The following is a 17,332-nucleotide window of genomic DNA, read 5'->3' on the forward strand; positions in this document are numbered from 1 at the left end:
ACTGAACTTATTAAGGGGGACTAGCCATGGCAGACAAACAATTAATGACCTACGAAGTCGGCGAACAGATGAATCTGATGGCACTGTTAAAAAACGTCACGGTTCGCGTCGCCAAAAATGGTAAACAGTATCTTGACCTGACATTTGAGGATCAGTCCGGTGAGATCTCAGGCAAATTCTGGGATGCCAGTGCAGCTGATATCGATCGTTTTCAGGCTGGACGCGTCGTTCGTCTAGCAGGTAAGCGCGAGACGTATCAGGGGTCCCCGCAGGTCAGAATCGCCGGACTAAGGTTAGCTAATGCTGATGAGCCGCATCAGCCCGGGGACTTTGTCGTTCATGCGCCAATGAAAGCAAGTGATATGGAAGAGCAGATCAACCAAGTGGTCTTTGAAATCACCAATCAAGTCTGGAACCGCATCGTGCGCTTTTTATTAGCAAAGCACCGAAAGGCTTTCTTTTCTTACCCGGCGGCTAAGCATAACCACCACGCTTTTGAGGGTGGACTGGCGTTTCATACCTTGTCGATCCTTCGGTTAGCTCACAGTGTTGTTCAGCAGTATTCTTCTATTGATGCACCGCTCCTGTACGCAGGTGCCATTCTGCACGATTTAGGTAAAGTGATCGAACTGTCCGGTCCAGTTTCTACTCAGTACACCGTAGAGGGTAATTTACTTGGCCATATCAGTATTGTTGACGGCGAGATCGTCTCTGCTTGCAACGAGTTGAAATTTGACCTCAATAGTGAAAACGTTGTCTTGCTGCGGCACATGATTCTAGCTCACCACGGATTGATGGAGTACGGTTCGCCAGTTCGGCCACGTTTATTAGAAGCTGAAGTTTTACACCAGCTTGACGAACTGGATGCGTCGATCATGATGATGACGACTGCGGTTGAAAAGACGTCACCTGGTGAATTTGGCGAACGGCTCTTTGCTATGGATGGCCGGTCATTCTATCGTCCTAATGAACCGCAGGCTGGTGGTCCAGCCGTTAAATAGTCAAGTTTTTAAATCAGTAAATGATGACACAAAAAAGCTCTGAGCATTTTGCCAGAGCTTTTTGTGGTGCAAATATTTAAACGAGTCAAGTGATGAGAATTTCAATGATTTAAAACGTGAGTCGTTCAGCAAAGACTGTTTCAGGTCTGAGCAGGTTCCGAAATTCCGATATTAAACGTTTTACGCCCGCTAAAAAAAGGAATTTCCCAAATAGGAAATTCCTTTTTGTGCAACAATTAATTACTTACTTGTCTTTGATGAACTGCTTGAGGTCAGGTAGTCAGCTAAGACATTTTGTAATTGACTATCCTTGATTGAAACGTTACCCTTCTTGAGAACTTTAGAAACGACGCTCTTCAAAGTGGCACTGTCGTTCATCCGGTTGTCATAGATTTGAGCTTTGAGTTCTTTTTCGTGTTGCTTGTAAGTCCCTTTACCAGGATTGTTGTCCATCTTGATCACGTGGTAGCCATACGAAGTCTTGACTGGAGTTGTGGTGTATTGACCAGTCTTTAACTTGAAGGCAGCCTTCTTAAAGGATGAGTCAAGCGAAGTGTCAGTGTTATCAAATGGTGATAACTTACCACCCTTGTTCTTAGTGGCACTGTCAGTCGAGTACTTCTTAGCTAAGGAAGCAAAACTCTTGCCGGCCTTTAATTGCTTGATTACATTCTCAGCCGTTGACTTCTTTGAAACTAAGATGTGAGAAACCGTCACCTTTGGTTCATAACTCTTAAACTGCTTCTTAAGCTGTGCATCAGTAACCGTGGTGTTGGCTTCAACCGCTTGCTTCAATAAAAGATTACTACGGATCTGCTGCTTCAATTGAGAAGCCGTCATGCCACTTTGTGAAAGGACACTGCTAAATTCTGAACCATACTGTTTCTTGTAGGCGTTGTACTGCTTAGTAACAGCTGAGCTCTTAACCTTGCTACCGTACTGCTTTTCGAGCACCTTGTTCAAGATCATTTGCTGTAAGACTTGCTTACCACTCGAAGTGTTCTTCAGACTGCTGTAAAATTGGCTCTCAGTAATTTTACCGCCGGAAGTTGTCGCAACAGTTTTGCTGCCACAAGCTGCAAGTGTCAAACTTAGCATGATACCTGCAAGTGCAATGAACCATTTTTTCATAACCGAAAACACATCCATTTCTTTAAATTGGTTTCATCCCTATGGGACATCCTCCTTAATATAACATAAACTGAAAATAAATTTCAGGGGTTATGAGAACTTAAGGAAAAATTGAAGACTTCTAATCATTCGCATGAGTTTTGCCGACGTTTTCCAGCCGATCGCTGAGTTTGTCCAGATGTGGTTGGATCTTAAATTGAAATTGATCTACTGATTTTGTGAGATCATCGATTACCGGCTGAGCCTTGGCCAGTTCCCTTTGAAAGGCAACCAGTCGGTGTCGGACGGCTGCTTGCTGATGTTCAACCTCGGTCAAGGCCTGCTTTTTGGTCTGGACGTTATTGACAACCTCCCTTGCGAAACTGAGCGGAGTCTGTTTTTTCTGATACAAGTGAAGAGCTAGTGAGGCGCCAGCAGTAAGCAGTACACTGGTCAAAAATCGTTTCATTTTAATATCCCGCCTTAGAATTGAGCCTTAATTGCATTTTGAATTTCAGTATAAGACTTTTCATCATAGTTACCGGAATTATCTTTAAAAATCATGGCAAAGTCATCGTGGTCAGTGTACCGCGGTACCAAGTGGATATGTGAATGGAAGACGGATTGGTAAGCGACTTTTCCGTTGTTGTTTAGGATGTTCATACCCTTAATGTCGGGATTAGAATTTTTAACTGCGGTCGCGATGGCTGGGATTTTACTAAAGACCGTTGCAGCAAGTTCAGGATCGTAGGCAAAAATATCAGGCACGTGGGTCTTCGGCACGACCAAAGTATGGCCAGGCGTCCCTTGAGAAATATCGAGGAAGGCCTTAACGTCGTCGTCTTCATAAACGGTATAACTTGGGACCTCTCCCTTGATTATTTTACAAAAAAGGCAGTCATCATCATAGTTATGAGTCATTTTATTTCCTCCTTTAAAATTGAAAAGATTAAGTTTAGTATACCTCATAATTACCAAATTCTACACATGGTCGTATGATATAATGGATTGCATTAGTTAAAATCCAACGGAAATGAAGGGATGTTCATGACACTTCAAGTCACGAAGGTCGTTGGCGGTTATTCTCAGATACCCGTCTTAAAAGAAGTGACGTTTGATGTTCAAGATGGTGAACTAGTCGGTCTGATCGGGTTAAATGGTGCCGGTAAATCGACAACGATCAACCATATCATCGGTTTGTTAACACCATTTAAGGGTGAAATTAAAATTAACGGTATCACATTGAAATCTGATAAGGACGCCTATAAAAAACAAATTGCCTACATTCCAGAAACGCCAATCTTATATCAGGAGTTAACGCTAAAAGAGCACTTGGAAATGACAATGATGGCCTATCATCTGGATCCTGAAAAGACATGGGAACGGGCCAATCATTTGCTCAGTATTTTTCGCCTTGATAATAAGTTGGATTGGTTTCCGGCTAACTTTTCAAAGGGGATGAAGCAAAAGGTCATGATCGTGTGTGCTTTTATTACCGATGCGCCACTCTTTATCATTGATGAACCGTTCTTAGGACTGGATCCGTTAGCGGTCCATGATCTGTTAAACTTGATTGATGAGCAAAAAAAGAAGGGCGCCAGCGTTTTGATGTCGACCCACGTGCTGGATACCGCTGAAAAATACTGTGACCGTTTTGTGCTCTTACATGATGGGACAGTTAAGACGGAGGGAACCTTGCCTGAACTGCGGGCGGCACTTCCCGATGCGGGAGAATCACTGGACGACATCTACATGTCGATGACGAAGGCGGATCAACATGAATAATTTATACCGTCAGCGATTGTCCAGTCACCTAAAAGAGATGTTTAAATATTTACGACTGGTATTTAACGACCACTTTGTTTTTGCACTGCTGATTTTTATTGGCGGCTTAGGGTTGGCCTATTCTAACGGGTTAAAAGAGTTACAGGCTGGTCTTTGGTGGGCTAAACCGGTCATCTTCATTGTCCTTTTGGTCGTCTTGCAATTGGGTCGTTTTGCCACTTTGCTCCAGGATGCCGATGTGGTCTTCTTGCTGCCACGGGAAGCTGATATGCGTCGGTATCTGACTGGTGCGCGTTGGTACAGTGAAAGTCTGGGCATGCTCTACCAGTTATTTTTCATGTTTATCCTACTGCCCTTTATCCAGGTAACTGATGGGATGCCGGTGCTCTCGCTAGCTCTGATTGCCTTAACACAGTTACTACTAAAAGACGCCGCGTTTAGCGTTACTATTTTGAGGCGTTTTCAGCTTCGTTCCCGGTGGTTGAACGAGTCGTTTTGGTTGAATTGGCTGGTTCCATTAGTTGTTTTGGTCTGCAGTATTTACATCTTGCCAGTGGCTGGTTTGGTTTTAGCATTAGCGTTAATGATTGGTTTAAGGGTCGTCGATGCCCGTGTTAACCAAATACCGTTTGACTGGTGGAAGGCGATTGCACTTGAAAATAACCGGATGTTAGGCGTTTACCGATTCTTTAACCTATTTACCACCGTACCAATGTTAAAGGGCGTGGCTAAGCGTCGACGTTATTTGGATTGGCTGTTGAACATGGTCAAAGCGGTTCCACACAATACGTACTTATACCTTTATAGCCGTGGGATCGTGCGCAGTGGTGAATTTAGTGGGCTATATCTGCGGTTAACGATTCTTGGCATGATCTTGCTGTACTTTGTTCACGGTACTTGGTTGCCGGTACTGCTAGCCGCTTTGTTCTTGTATTTGATCGGTTTTCAATTAATTCCGTTTTACTGGCAGTTTGATGACATTGTGTTTACCCATTTATATCCGATTGCGGAGTCCGAACGAGTACGCAGTTTTAAACGGCTGATGTATTCTCTACTCACTCTAACCGCCGTTTTATTTGTGATTATGATTGTGATCGCTAATCTAAACTGGCAGCTCAGCCTGACGTTACTAGTCGTGGAAGCCGTAGAAGTCTTCTTAATGGTCCAGTATTACTTACCGCTGCGACTTCGGCGAAAAGCGTAAAAATTGGTTGACGCCAATTCGATGTTTGCCTAAAATAAACAGTAATCTTGAACGACGAGCTGATGTGAAGGTCGTCGTTTTATTTTGAAATCGGAGGAACAGTATGCGGGTACGAAAAAAACCGTGGGCAGCACAGTACATTAAGGATCATGCCGATCAGATCGTGACCGATCCCGAGACGCAGTTAGGCCATTGGCAGGACCGCTTTCCAAGTGAACAACCGTTACAAGTGGAAATTGGTATAGGTAAGGGTCAGTTCATTGTCGAAATGGCTCGGCAACATCCAGATATCAACTTTTTAGGGATTGAAATCCAGGAGTCGGTCATTGCAACGGCACTGCGGAAATTAGTCGAAAGTGGTCTGGCTAACGTCCAGCTGGTGGAGACGGATGGCGCTAACGTTGATACGCTGTTTGCGCCGGCTGAAGTTGATCAGCTCTTTTTAAACTTTTCTGATCCTTGGCCCAAGAAACGGCACGCTAAGCGGCGACTGACATCACCCAATTTTTTAAGTCATTACCAAAACGTGCTTAAGAAGAACGGTCGAATCCAGTTTAAAACTGACAATCGTGGCCTGTTTGAATATTCGCTAATGAGTTTTAATCATTTTGGCCTGGAATTTGACCGAGTTTGGCTTGACTTACACAATAGTGATGGCAACGTGGGTAACGTGCAAACGGAATACGAAGAAAAGTTCAGTTCCAAGGGCCCAATTTATGAACTGATCGCGCATTTTAAATGACGTGTGTGACCAAAAAAATCTCACTCAACCTGCTATTAACCGGTCAAGTGAGATATAATTTGGTGCTTATTTGGACATGCGCTTGATTTTGAGGATACTACCGGTCTTAGCATCGGCGGTAAACTGATACTGGACTAGTTTTTGATCTTCTAGCCGGGAAATACCACCGGTATACACCATGGTATGAACGGCAAATTGCGCGTGCTGATGCGGATGCTCATTGATCCAGGCACCTTCAATTGCGGATTCCTTTCTAAAGGCTTGCTTTACACGCTCTAAAATATCGCTGGCGGTTAGATACTGTCGCCGTTTTAAAGACTTGCCCATCAGGAAACCTAGAAGAATGCTGAGGGTTGATAATAAGCTAAGTTGTTGATAATTTTTTAAGTTGAGTTCCATAGGCGATTTCTCCTCCAAGTAATTGCATCTATCGTAGCTCAAAATATCGCAAAGTGCCACATTAATGATTTTTTTCTGAAAACGAGGTATAATCATTTTACTGAAAAAAAGTAAGTAAGGAGTGATTTCATGGAAGCTTTACCAAAAGTAACTCGCGACCAACTGAATGACAAAATTAAGGACGGCAAGTACATGCTGTTTTTCTCGGCAACTTGGTGCCCTGACTGCGCCTTTATTAAGCCTGCGATGCCAGCTATTGAAGCTGAGTATCCCAACTTTAAGTTTCTTGCCGTTGACCGGGATGAAAACACGGATCTAGCAATCGATTTAAATGTGTTAGGCATTCCGAGCTTTATTGCGTATAATAATGGTGAAGAGATTGGTCGGTTCGTTAACAAGGACCGTAAAACAAAACAACAAGTTGAAGAATTTATTAACGCACTTTAATTCTGATACGACTGAAAGGATGCTCCATGTTAATTTCTAGTTATAATCAAGCTGCGTTGGGTGACGTTTTAATTATGTATCTGGCACCTGATGCACCGTCGCAATCCGTTGTCACTAAGGGTGCTTTCACCCGTATTTTTAACCCGGAAACCAATACCACTTTGGGCTACAACGTTGACCACGTTTCTAAGATCTTAGGTCCAATTAAAAAAAACGGCCAGGTCTTTTTAACTGCTCAACAAGTAGCAAAACTTAATGCAGCATTGAGTGCCGCTGGTTTTCAGCCAGAGCTGGAACCTGACCTAGATTCTAAGTTCTTTGTGGGCTACGTTGAAAGTGCTGAGCCTCATCCTAAATCTGATCATTTGTTAGTGACCCAAACCCGTGTGCAAGATGGTCAAGTTTTGCAGATTGTTTCCGGCTCGCCAAATATGCGTGCTGAAATCAAGGTCGTGGTTGCAGAGATTGGGGCTATGATGCCCAACGGCGAGATTATTTGGCCTGGTAAATTGCGTGGTGTTGAAAGTGATGGTATGATTTCATCAGGAAGAGAATTACAGATTCCGGGTGCACCCGATCGGCCGGGCGCGTTGATTTTACCTGATGACTACGAAGTTGGAGCGCCATTTGATTTTGAAAGGGCACAGACTTTATTCAGCTAAATGAACGACGTGAAAGGGGCCTCGGCTCCTTTTTATTTTGCCCTCAACCGATTTGATTTATGACCCGATTAATATGATATTGAATGGATGACTATAAATGAACCATTACGACGGACCAGCCTTTTTTCGTAAATATCGTCGACCTGAAAAGTCGAATCAAAAACCGGAACGCCCACAACTGAGGGTCCCAGATGTCAAAAAAGACCATCGATCTCAGCAGCCGGCAATCGTGACCAAAAAAGCTAGAAAACAAGTGACGCCTGAGCCAGTAAAAACGCCGGTCGAGCCAAAAAAGCCGATTAAAGAAAACTGGCGGACAGCGGTGCCTTTTCGGCCTTCAGCAGTTCCCAAGCAGTTATATTATCAGCCTCAAAGTAGGGAGCGTACTGATTTTTCAGCCTTGATCCAGAAGTATTTTGACAAACCAGACACTGATGTGCTGTTATTTGACCAGGGCAATCAGACCAAGATGCAAACGGACAGGTCGCAATTTACGTTTGAAAGTAATGCGGCTGCTGCTGCGGTGGAAGACACTGCAGTTCAGGCCGTGGATGACGACTCGGACAAAGCGGTTACCGACCCAAGCGAATATTCCAGTGAAATTAACACTATCAGTGAAACTCCTAATTTTTCAGAAAAGGTGGAGACCAGCACTTTAGATGGTTCAGAAGTAACTGGAATGACTGATAAAGCAACGACAGATTCTGACCAGACTGGTAGTGCATTTGCTCGCCCAACAGCAGTGAGTGATTCTAGCTTGAACAAAGCTGTCAATAACGTTTCAAACGAACAACCAGGTTCCGTTTCGCATTTGCAAAATATTGTCAGTGACGCCGATACAAGTAAAGGTGTTGCCGAAAACCCCGAAAATGTTAACAACAGGGCTCAAACTGAATTTCCGGCAAGCAATACTACGCATAAAATTGACAGTCAAGCGTCGACTTTGTCTGATGAAATGGTGTCTAAAAGTGTCGCCAGTTTATCAAATGACGATCAACACACTAAAACTGGCACAAACTCATTCGCCAATGTTAGTTCTGAAGCTGGCAGCGATTCAAGACCCCGTTCATCAGGTTCTACTGCTTTGGCACCAAACCAGGATTCCGTTATCCATCAACAACCTGTTGAAGATTCTGCAATTCCAGAAAATGAAGCGCAAGTTTTACAGCCCGACTCAGCTATTTCCGTGGTACACGACCCAAATAATCTTTCATTGGCGGGCGAGTCAAGCAAGCAAGTGGGACCTGCCAACCATTCCGAGAAAAACAAGTCTGAGGAGAACAAGCCTGCTCAATCGGATCGCGGTCTTGGTCATTCGTTAGGCGATATTTTGAGTGAGGAAAATACCAGTTCACAACTAAGTGAATTGGCCCTATTCCACGATCAACCAGACGTTCAAAATGATCAGCACCAGTCAACTCGCGGCTATCAATTTCCGTCAACTGCTTTGCTGACACCTCCTGTGCTACCAGATGAAAGCCAATTAGATGAATGGATCGAGCATCAAGGCGAGGTACTGGATGAAACGTTAAAAGCCTTTCACGTGGATGCTCACGTGGTCGATTGGACGGTTGGTCCCACGGTCACCCAATTCCAAGTGCACCTCGCTTTGGGTGTTAAAGTGAATAAGATTACGAATTTAACGGATGATTTGAAACTGGCTTTGGCTGCAAAAGACATTCGGATTGAAGCGCCAATTCCCGGTAAAACAACGGTCGGTATTGAAATTCCTAATCCCCAAACGCGTCCTGTGATGCTGTCTGAGGTGCTGGAGTCAGACGCCTTTAAGACTAGTCAATCACCATTGACCGTCGCGTTGGGCGTTGATCTATTTGGGCAGCCCAAAGTAACTGATTTACGTAAAATGCCTCACGGTCTAATTGCCGGTGCCACGGGTTCGGGTAAATCAGTCTTTATCAATAGTTTGTTGATTTCGTTACTGTATAAGGCCACACCAGCAGAATTGCGTCTGATTCTGATTGATCCCAAAGCCGTTGAATTAGCACCTTATGATGGTCTACCGCACCTGTTGTCACCCGTGATTTCTGATCCGAAAGCCGCCGCTGCTGCGCTTAAGTGGGCGGTTGGCGAAATGGACGACCGTTATGAGCGTTTAGCTGCTGCGGGGGTTCGAAACATTGAACAGTATAATGAACGCGCTGAGCTCACTGAAGATTACGGGCAAAAGCTGCCCTACATCGTGATTGTGATCGATGAACTTGCTGACCTGATGATGATGGCGTCCAGTGAGGTTCAGGATTACATTGTGCGGATTACTCAAAAGGCTCGGGCAGCAGGGATTCACCTATTGATTGCTACTCAACGGCCGAGTGTGGATATCGTGACCGGTGTGATCAAGAATAATATCCCAACTCGGGTAGCCTTCATGGTCTCCTCACAAGTTGATTCCAGAACGATTCTGGATACTTCCGGAGCGGAACGTTTACTAGGAAAGGGCGACATGCTGTTTCTCGGTAACGGCGCTTCCCAGCCAGTCAGGCTTCAAGGAACCTTTGTGGACGAAGAAGTGGATCGCGTAACTGACTTTGTGCGTGATCAGGGTGAACCCCACTATGAATTTAACCCGGACGGTCTGCTTAAGAAGCAGCAGGTTCAAGAGAGCCAAGATGAACTGCTACCCGAGGTTTTAGACTACATTGTTCAGGAAAAAACGGTCTCAACCTCGAAGCTCCAGCGAGTCTTTTCCATTGGCTATAACCGGGCCGCTAACTTGATCGATACGCTTGAGGACAAGCAGTATATTTCCGGTCAAAACGGTTCAAAGCCACGCGACGTTTTTCTAACTGAAAAGCAGTTAGCAGAGATCCGGGCACCCAGAACGGACTGAAAGGTGAAATGCAGTCATGCTGACGTGCATAATCTGCACTGTTAAATCGGTGGTAGCTCTGCTAAAATATTGATATGGACCAATGATGGTTGACTGACCGGCAGTGGCCAACCTGAAAAAATCATTTAAGTGATGAAAAGAGGATTTTCATGGACAACACAACCACGTACTATTTTGTTGGAATTAAGGGTTCAGGAATGAGCTCATTAGCACTCATTTTGCATGACAAGGGGTTTAAAGTTGCTGGTTCAGATATTACTCAGTACACGTTTACGCAACGTGGCCTTGAACAAGCTAAGATTCCAGTTTACCCATTTGATGCAGCTAATATTCATGAGGGGTTAACGGTGATCGCTGGTAATTCCTTTACCGATGACCATCCCGAAATTAAAAAAGCCCGTGAAATGGGGCTGCCGGTCTACCGGTACCATGAATTTTTAGGCAAACTGATTGAGGGCTATACCAGTATCGGGGTTGCAGGTGCGCATGGTAAGACCAGTACGACCGGTTTACTCTCACACGTGTTGTCAGGAATCGCACCAACTAGTTATCTAATTGGCGACGGGACCGGTAAGGGGACACCTAACGCTCGGTTCTTCGTTTATGAAGCCGATGAGTACCGGCGTCACTTTTTAGCCACGAAACCTGACTATGCCATCATGACTAACATTGACTTTGATCATCCTGACTATTACAAGGATATCAACGATGTTTTTGACGCTTTCCAAACGTTTGCAAACCAAGTTTCTAAGGGAATTTTCGCTTGGGGTGACGATAAAAATCTACGCCGCTTAAAAGCCGATGTACCGATCTACTATTATGGGACAGGTGACCAGGATGATTTTCAGGCCCGCAATATTAAACGGACGACTAAGGGGTCACAATTTGACGTCTATTACCATGATAAATTCTTGGGTAATTACCATGTACCGTTGTTTGGCGAACACAACGTTTTAAATAGTTTAGCCGTGATTGCAGTGGCATACTTTGAAGAAGTAGACCTCGATGCGATCAGGGAGGAACTGCTGAGCTTCAAAGGGGTCAAGCGTCGTTTTGCTGAACGAAAAGTTGCCGATATGACGATTATTGACGACTATGCTCACCATCCATCAGAGATTCGTGCAACCCTGGACGCAGCACGCCAGAAGTATCCTGACAAGCAGGTTATCGCCGTGTTTCAGCCCCACACCTTTACTCGGGTGATTGCGCTAATGGACGACTTTGCGAAGGCTTTAAATAACGCTGATGTGGTTTATTTAACAGACATTTTTAGTTCTGCTCGTGAAAGTAACGGTAAGGTTTCGAGTCAAGACCTGGCTAAAAAGATCGTTAAAGGCGGCGAGATCCTCAAACTGGAGAACATGTCACCATTACTGGATTATCACGATGCCGTAGTCGTCTTCATGGGTGCCGGTGACGTTCAGAAGTACGAACGGGCTTATGAGGACCTATTAAGTCACTTGTCATTGAAAGATAATTAAACTTTTTGTTAAGGAATACTTAAAGATAATGTTAAACTGATACTGACAGTTATTTTTAATTGCATTTTACTGTAGGATTGGTACAATTTATTGATAATAAAGATCTTTAAGGAGGAACCTTGATTGAACAATTATGACGAACAGCCACGGCGCGTGGTCAACGCTGACGTGGGCTTGAACAGCTTTTTGACCAAGATGTATGGCTGGATGGGACTGGCAGTCTTACTTTCAGCCGTTTCAGCGTACTTTTTCGCAACTTCGCCGGCTTTGATGTCAAGTTTTGCGGGTCCTTCAAGATGGATCATTCTCATTGTTTGGTTTGCATTTCCATTTATTGTTAGTGGTCAAGCCTTGAAACGGCCAGCATTAAGTTTTGTGCTACTGATGGTTTACGCTCTGATAACGGGGGCGATGTTTTCGGGATTTGCACTCATTTACACGGGTGCCACGATTACAACAGCCTTTGTTTCAAGTGCGACCGTCTTCATTGTCATGGCTCTTTATGGGACTGTGACCAAACGTAGTCTAGCAAAAGTTGGTGCACAGGCAACTGCTGCACTGATTGCTTTGATTGTTGCGATGGTCATCAACATGTTTCTGCAGAGTCCAATGATCTCATACATTTTCTCGTTCGTTGGTGTGATTATTTTCACTGCTTTGACGGCTTCAGATAGTCAAAAGCTAAAACAGCTCTATTTGAACAGCGATGGTAGTGGCACTGCCAGCACGGGGATCGCGATCATTGGTGCGATGCAGCTTTACCTTGATTTTGTTAACTTGTTCTTGTTCCTGCTAGAAATCTTTGGTGGCGGAAACAGTCGGAACTAATTAAAAATTTAATTAAAACGCGTTTTCCCGGTCGGAAATGACTGGAAAACGCGTTTTTATTGCTGTCCTGGTTTGTATCTATCGATTTCTTTGGTAAACTGGAAGTAATGAAAAAATGTGGAGGCCCTTTCAATGGCAGAATCTAAACGATTATTACTCATCGATGGCAACAGTGTGGCGTTTCGGGCTTTTTACGCGCTGTACACGTCATTGAATAGTTTCACCAATTCTGACGGACTGCATACGAACGCCATTTTTGGCTTTAACAGAATGTTGGATATTATGTTGGAACAGGTCAAACCTACCGATGCTTTAGTCGCCTTTGACGCCGGTAAAGTGACCTTTCGAACGAAAAAGTATGCTGACTACAAGGGCGGACGAGCTAAGACACCACCGGAATTGTCAGAACAGATGCCATACTTAAGAAAACTACTGCAGGCTCGCGGTATCAAATCGTATGAGCTTCCTAATTATGAAGCCGATGATATCATTGGTACCATGGCTAAAGAAGCCGAAAAAGCCGGTTATGAGACGACCATTTTTACCGGGGATCGAGATTTAACGCAACTGACTTCAGATGCAACCAGCGTTGCTGTGTCGAAAAAAGGTGTGACCGAGGTTGAAACGTATACCCCTGAACATGTCGAAGAAAAGCTTGGTGTTCGCCCAAACCAAATTATTGAGATCAAGGGTCTCCAAGGCGATACTTCGGATAACTATCCTGGAGTGGCAGGGGTTGGACCGAAGACAGCTGTCAATTTGATTCAAAAGTACGATACGATCGACGGCGTCTATGACCACCTCGATGATATTTCGGCCAAGAAAATGAAAGCACACTTGATCGAAGATAAAGATTCTGCATTTCAATCCCGCGACCTGGCGACGATTCGCCGGGATGCACCACTTGAAATCAAACTTTCAGATTTAAAGTATGAAGGCGACCAGCGTGATGAACTAGTAGCCTTTTACCAAGAAATGAACTTCCAGTCGTTTTTAAATAAGATGAACGCTGATTCAGACGACGACGTTCTAGGGTTAAAACCCGTTCATTTCACCGTTCTTACCCAATCAAATTTAGATGTCCTTTCACAATTTGATGATCATCTGTCATTCTATCTTGAAATGCCAGAAGAAAACTACCATACGTCAACATTTGCGGGTTTTGCGCTGGGTAAAGATCAGCAGTGGTATGTCAGTCGAGACGTTGAACTGCTCCAGACACAGCAAGTTAAGCATCTGCTGGAATCTGACGAGGTCCAAAAGGATGTTTTTGACGTCAAACGCACGTATGTTGGCCTAAATCGGTTAGGTATCAAGTTAAGCGGTGTCGATTTTGATTTATTGCTAGCATCATATTTACTGGACACCAACGAAAATAGTAACGACCTGGGCCGGCTTGCTTTTCAGCACGGCTATCATCAGATCCAGTCTGATGAAGAGGTTTACGGCAAGGGCGCAAAACGTTCGATTCCAAACGATGATCAAATCTTTTTTGAGCATCTGACCCGGAAAGGTATCGCGATTCAATCGTTAAAATCACCGTTATTTAAACAACTTAAAGTCAACGAACAAAACGACCTTTATCGAAACATGGAACTACCAATGGCCTTTGTGCTAGCACACATGGAGATTGCTGGTATTATGGTTGATACTGACCGTTTAACAGCGATGCAAAGCGAGTTTACCGAACTCTTAGCCCAGACTCAGCAGACCATTTTCCAAGAGGCTGGCGAGGACTTTAACATTGGTTCACCAAAACAATTGTCACATATTTTGTTTGAAAAGCTAGGGCTGACGCCAATCAAGAAGACCAAGACGGGGTACTCGACATCGGTTGACGTTTTGGAAAAATTAGCCCCAGAAGCACCGATTGTTGAAAATATTTTAAAATACCGGCAAATTGCAAAAATCCAATCGACTTACGTGGAGGGCTTGCTCAAAGTGGTCCACAGTACGGATCAAAAAGTGCATACACGGTATTTGCAGACTCTGACGCAGACTGGGCGGCTGTCTTCAGTTGACCCTAATTTGCAAAATATTCCGATTCGAACTGAAGAAGGACGTCGGATTCGTCAAGCTTTCATTCCGAGCCACAATGGCTGGCAGATCTTTTCGTCCGATTATTCTCAGATTGAACTGCGAGTACTTGCCCACATTACGCACGATAAGAATCTTCAGGCCGCTTTTATTAATAACGAGGATATTCACGCCTCAACTGCCCGACGGATCTTTCGGTTGAGTCCCGATGCTGAGGTGACTCCCAACATGCGTCGGCAAGCTAAAGCGGTCAACTTTGGAATCGTTTATGGCATCAGTGATTATGGGTTGTCACAAAACATTGGCATTACCCGTAAGCAGGCTCGTCAATTTATCGACACTTATTTCCAGGAGTTTCCTGGGGTTAAGCAGTACATGACAGATATTGTGGCTTCTGCAAAGGATAAGGGGTATGTCGAAACGATTGCCCACCGGCGTCGCTATTTGCCTGATATTAACGCCCGAAACTTTAACCAGCGTTCGTTTGCCGAACGAACGGCGATGAACACGCCAATTCAGGGTAGTGCGGCAGATATTATTAAAATTGCCATGATTCAAATGGAAGATGCCCTGAAAGATCTGCAGGCAACGATGCTGCTTCAAGTCCATGATGAACTGATCTTTGAGGCGCCTGCTTCTGAAATACCAACGCTGGAGAAATTAGTTCCAAGCGTGATGGATTCAGCCGTTAAACTAGAAATTCCTTTAAAGGTAGAATCGCACTATGGCGATACATGGTACGAAGCAAAGTAAGTTTAAAAATAAACGTAGGGAGGCGTGCTAGTTGCCTGAATTACCAGAAGTTGAAACGGTGCGACGTGGATTGACCCGTCTTGTTCAGCACGCTCGGATTACATCAGTTGATGTATATTATGAAAAAATGGTGTCACCAGAACCGGAAAAGTTTAAACAGATGTTAGCCGGAAAAACGATTGAAAAAATTGACCGTCGTGGTAAATACCTGCTGTTTCGATTCAACGATAATTTAACGATGGTGTCCCATCTGCGGATGGAAGGAAAATATGACGTACAGCCCGCTGGCAACGAAATCACTAAGCATACGCACGTGGTCTTTCATCTGGCAGACGGGCGCGATCTGCGTTATACCGACACTCGTAAATTTGGCCGGATGCACCTAATGGCTACCGGAGAAGAGACTCAAAAGGTTTCCGGGATAGCTAAGATGGGACCTGAACCAACAGCTGAAGCGTTGACGTTTGACTACATGAAGCGGATCTTTAGCAAAAGTCGAAAAGCAATCAAGCCATTGTTGCTGGATCAAAGTGAAATTGCTGGTATCGGCAATATTTATGCTGATGAAACCCTTTGGCTCAGTCGCATTCACCCGTTGCAGCCAGCTAACACGATTCCAGATTTTCAGATTCGACAACTGCGCGCTAATATCATTGATGAAATTAGTCGGGCAATTCAGGGTCACGGCACAACTGTGCATTCTTTTTCAACCGCGTTTGGCGAAGCCGGCGAATTTCAAAATCACCTGATGGTTTATGGCCGAAAGGGTGAGAAATGCCTGCGTTGCGGCGGCGAGATCAAAAAAATCAAAGTGGCTCAACGGGGCACGCATTTTTGCCCAGAATGCCAAAAATTACGGGAGAATCCTGGAGTGACTATGGTTCTTGGCCTCACCGGTGGCATTGCTACTGGTAAATCGACGGTCAGTGATATTTTTAAGGGTTATCAAGTCCCCATCATTGATGCTGATAAAGTGGCTAGAGACGTAGTCAAACCAGGGACTAAGGGACTGACAGCCATTAAGGATACTTTTGGCTGGCAAATGCTGACGCCGGATGGTACACTAGATCGTCACGCGTTGGGCACCCTGGTCTTTAGTCAGGCAGAAGCATTAGCCAAGCTAAATACCATCATGGGACCGTTGATCAAAACGGCAGTTGTGCGAAAGATTCAAGGTTTTCGAAGACGAAAAGTTCCGTTAGTCATTTACGATGCGCCGACGCTTTTCGAAGCTCATGGGGCGGCTGGTGTTAACGAGATCATGGTAGTCACCATACCAGAGAAGATGCAATTGACCCGGTTGATGACGCGTGATAATCTTTCCAAAGAAGCTGCTAAAGATCGAATCAAGTCGCAGTTACCCTTAGCTGAAAAAGTAAAACGTGCTGACGTTGTGATTGATAATAGTGGCTCGGTTGATAAAACAAAAGCCCAAGTGTTAGAATGGCTTGATGGAGCTGGCTTTGGCTCTTTAACTAATGAGAATTAAAAACGATTAAACGCTATTTTAAAAAATAAGAGGTGAGACTATGCACTGTCCACACTGTCACCATAATGGTTCACGGGTCGTTGATAGCCGGCCAACCGATGAAGGCCGGGTTATTCGGCGACGCCGGGAATGCGAAAATTGCGGTTTTCGGTTCACGACCTTTGAGCGAATCGAAGCGACACCGTTACTTGTAATCAAGAAAAATGGCACCCGCGAGGAATTTAACCGTGAGAAAATTTTGCGCGGTATTATTCGTTCTGCCGAAAAACGACCAGTTGGCATGGATGTCATGACTAAGCTGGTCGATGACGTTGAAAATGAAATTCGAGCACTGGGTGAAAATGAAGTCTCCAGTCAGCTGATTGGTGAATACGTCATGAAGCGCTTGGCGGATATTGATGAGATCTCCTACATTCGCTTTGCGAGTGTCTACCGTCAATTCAAAGATATGAGTGTTTTCTTGGAAGAACTTAAGGACGTCATGAAAAAGGATAAACAAAAGGGTCACGAAGATCCTTCTGAAACTAAAAAGTGAAACGGGGCTTG

The 17,332-nt window shown here is 44.5% G+C and carries 16 protein-coding genes and 1 pseudogene; 13 read left to right on the top strand and 4 right to left on the bottom strand.

Annotation, left to right across the window (positions count from 1 at the left end):
• Window positions 1-26: 26 nt before the first annotated feature.
• The gene (locus GM612_RS08125) at window positions 27-1,001 is read left to right on the top strand and encodes a 3'-5' exoribonuclease YhaM family protein (RefSeq protein WP_155431883.1); all 975 of its coding nucleotides are present in this window, start codon (window positions 27-29) and stop codon (window positions 999-1,001) included.
• Between the two features lie 240 nt (window positions 1,002-1,241).
• Here the strand turns inward: GM612_RS08125 and GM612_RS08130 are convergent, their stop codons facing one another.
• From GM612_RS08130 to GM612_RS08140, 3 genes are all read right to left on the bottom strand, one after another.
• The gene (locus GM612_RS08130) at window positions 1,242-2,132 is read right to left on the bottom strand and encodes a peptidylprolyl isomerase PrsA (protein ID WP_155431884.1); all 891 of its coding nucleotides are present in this window, start codon (window positions 2,130-2,132) and stop codon (window positions 1,242-1,244) included.
• A 121-nt stretch (window positions 2,133-2,253) separates the two neighbouring features.
• The gene (locus GM612_RS08135; RefSeq protein ID WP_155431885.1) at window positions 2,254-2,580 is read right to left on the bottom strand and encodes a hypothetical protein; all 327 of its coding nucleotides are present in this window, start codon (window positions 2,578-2,580) and stop codon (window positions 2,254-2,256) included.
• Window positions 2,581-2,594: 14 nt separating this feature from the next.
• Entirely contained in the window at window positions 2,595-3,032 is a 438-nt protein-coding gene (locus tag GM612_RS08140) for an HIT family protein (protein ID WP_155431886.1), read from the bottom strand.
• A gap of 126 nt (window positions 3,033-3,158) precedes the next feature.
• Here GM612_RS08140 and GM612_RS08145 point away from each other — a divergent pair, with 126 nt between their 5' ends.
• The 3 genes from GM612_RS08145 to trmB all read left to right on the top strand — a co-directional run bounded on the left by GM612_RS08145 (window position 3,159) and on the right by trmB (window position 5,842).
• Entirely contained in the window at window positions 3,159-3,896 is a 738-nt protein-coding gene (locus GM612_RS08145) for an ABC transporter ATP-binding protein (protein WP_155431887.1), read from the top strand.
• On the top strand, window positions 3,889-5,100 hold the full coding sequence (locus tag GM612_RS08150) for an ABC transporter permease (protein WP_155431888.1): 1,212 nt from the start codon (window positions 3,889-3,891) through the stop codon (window positions 5,098-5,100). Before GM612_RS08145 ends, GM612_RS08150 begins: the two co-directional genes overlap by 8 nt.
• A 103-nt stretch (window positions 5,101-5,203) precedes the next feature.
• Window positions 5,204-5,842, top strand: a complete 639-nt coding sequence (gene trmB, locus GM612_RS08155) for a tRNA (guanosine(46)-N7)-methyltransferase TrmB (protein WP_155431889.1) — start codon at window positions 5,204-5,206, stop codon at window positions 5,840-5,842.
• Window positions 5,843-5,908: 66 nt separating this feature from the next.
• Here trmB and GM612_RS08160 read toward each other — a convergent pair whose 3' ends face one another.
• On the bottom strand, window positions 5,909-6,241 hold the full coding sequence (locus GM612_RS08160) for a hypothetical protein (protein WP_155431890.1): 333 nt from the start codon (window positions 6,239-6,241) through the stop codon (window positions 5,909-5,911).
• A 129-nt stretch (window positions 6,242-6,370) separates the two neighbouring features.
• Here GM612_RS08160 and GM612_RS08165 point away from each other — a divergent pair, with 129 nt between their 5' ends.
• The 9 genes and pseudogenes from GM612_RS08165 to nrdR all read left to right on the top strand — a co-directional run bounded on the left by GM612_RS08165 (window position 6,371) and on the right by nrdR (window position 17,321).
• Window positions 6,371-6,688 carry a thioredoxin family protein gene (locus GM612_RS08165; protein ID WP_155431891.1) on the top strand — a complete coding sequence of 106 codons (318 nt, stop codon included), beginning with the start codon at window positions 6,371-6,373 and terminating at the stop codon, window positions 6,686-6,688.
• Between the two features lie 26 nt (window positions 6,689-6,714).
• Window positions 6,715-7,350 carry a YtpR family tRNA-binding protein gene (ytpR, locus tag GM612_RS08170; protein WP_155431892.1) on the top strand — a complete coding sequence of 212 codons (636 nt, stop codon included), beginning with the start codon at window positions 6,715-6,717 and terminating at the stop codon, window positions 7,348-7,350.
• Window positions 7,351-7,447: 97 nt separating this feature from the next.
• The gene (locus GM612_RS12595) at window positions 7,448-10,198 is read left to right on the top strand and encodes a DNA translocase FtsK (protein WP_155431893.1); all 2,751 of its coding nucleotides are present in this window, start codon (window positions 7,448-7,450) and stop codon (window positions 10,196-10,198) included.
• A 149-nt stretch (window positions 10,199-10,347) separates the two neighbouring features.
• Window positions 10,348-11,679, top strand: coding sequence for a UDP-N-acetylmuramate--L-alanine ligase (gene murC / locus GM612_RS08180; protein ID WP_155431894.1), 1,332 nt, complete (start codon window positions 10,348-10,350; stop codon window positions 11,677-11,679).
• 123 nt (window positions 11,680-11,802) lie between these two features.
• A complete protein-coding gene (locus GM612_RS08185; RefSeq protein WP_155431895.1) occupies window positions 11,803-12,507 on the top strand; it encodes a Bax inhibitor-1/YccA family protein in 705 nt (234 codons plus the stop codon).
• Window positions 12,508-12,639: 132 nt separating this feature from the next.
• Window positions 12,640-15,297: a DNA polymerase I gene (polA, locus tag GM612_RS08190; protein WP_155431896.1), complete on the top strand. Its 2,658-nt coding sequence runs from the start codon at window positions 12,640-12,642 to the stop codon at window positions 15,295-15,297.
• 31 nt (window positions 15,298-15,328) lie between these two features.
• Window positions 15,329-16,153 (top strand): annotated as a pseudogene (mutM, locus tag GM612_RS12470) (bifunctional DNA-formamidopyrimidine glycosylase/DNA-(apurinic or apyrimidinic site) lyase); the annotation flags it as partial.
• Window positions 16,154-16,174: 21 nt separating this feature from the next.
• Window positions 16,175-16,786: a dephospho-CoA kinase gene (gene coaE, locus GM612_RS12475; protein WP_173021253.1), complete on the top strand. Its 612-nt coding sequence runs from the start codon at window positions 16,175-16,177 to the stop codon at window positions 16,784-16,786.
• Window positions 16,787-16,826: 40 nt separating this feature from the next.
• On the top strand, window positions 16,827-17,321 hold the full coding sequence (nrdR, locus tag GM612_RS08200) for a transcriptional regulator NrdR (protein WP_155431897.1): 495 nt from the start codon (window positions 16,827-16,829) through the stop codon (window positions 17,319-17,321).
• Window positions 17,322-17,332: the final 11 nt, after the last annotated feature.

The sequence above is a fragment of the Secundilactobacillus folii genome (assembly GCF_009720675.1).
In the GTDB taxonomy this organism is placed as follows: domain Bacteria; phylum Bacillota; class Bacilli; order Lactobacillales; family Lactobacillaceae; genus Secundilactobacillus; species Secundilactobacillus folii.

Excerpts from the sequence above, each read along its gene's own strand:
- GM612_RS08125 (WP_155431883.1), top strand. The coding sequence starts at position 27 with ATGGCAGACAAACAATTAATGACCTACGAAGTCGGCGAACAGATGAAT.
- GM612_RS08130 (WP_155431884.1), bottom strand. The coding sequence starts at position 2,132 with ATGAAAAAATGGTTCATTGCACTTGCAGGTATCATGCTAAGTTTGACA.
- GM612_RS08135 (WP_155431885.1), bottom strand. The coding sequence starts at position 2,580 with ATGAAACGATTTTTGACCAGTGTACTGCTTACTGCTGGCGCCTCACTA.
- GM612_RS08140 (WP_155431886.1), bottom strand. The coding sequence starts at position 3,032 with ATGACTCATAACTATGATGATGACTGCCTTTTTTGTAAAATAATCAAG.
- GM612_RS08145 (WP_155431887.1), top strand. The coding sequence starts at position 3,159 with ATGACACTTCAAGTCACGAAGGTCGTTGGCGGTTATTCTCAGATACCC.
- GM612_RS08150 (WP_155431888.1), top strand. The coding sequence starts at position 3,889 with ATGAATAATTTATACCGTCAGCGATTGTCCAGTCACCTAAAAGAGATG.
- trmB (WP_155431889.1), top strand. The coding sequence starts at position 5,204 with ATGCGGGTACGAAAAAAACCGTGGGCAGCACAGTACATTAAGGATCAT.
- GM612_RS08160 (WP_155431890.1), bottom strand. The coding sequence starts at position 6,241 with ATGGAACTCAACTTAAAAAATTATCAACAACTTAGCTTATTATCAACC.
- GM612_RS08165 (WP_155431891.1), top strand. The coding sequence starts at position 6,371 with ATGGAAGCTTTACCAAAAGTAACTCGCGACCAACTGAATGACAAAATT.
- ytpR (WP_155431892.1), top strand. The coding sequence starts at position 6,715 with ATGTTAATTTCTAGTTATAATCAAGCTGCGTTGGGTGACGTTTTAATT.
- GM612_RS12595 (WP_155431893.1), top strand. The coding sequence starts at position 7,448 with ATGAACCATTACGACGGACCAGCCTTTTTTCGTAAATATCGTCGACCT.
- murC (WP_155431894.1), top strand. The coding sequence starts at position 10,348 with ATGGACAACACAACCACGTACTATTTTGTTGGAATTAAGGGTTCAGGA.
- polA (WP_155431896.1), top strand. The coding sequence starts at position 12,640 with ATGGCAGAATCTAAACGATTATTACTCATCGATGGCAACAGTGTGGCG.
- coaE (WP_173021253.1), top strand. The coding sequence starts at position 16,175 with ATGGTTCTTGGCCTCACCGGTGGCATTGCTACTGGTAAATCGACGGTC.
- nrdR (WP_155431897.1), top strand. The coding sequence starts at position 16,827 with ATGCACTGTCCACACTGTCACCATAATGGTTCACGGGTCGTTGATAGC.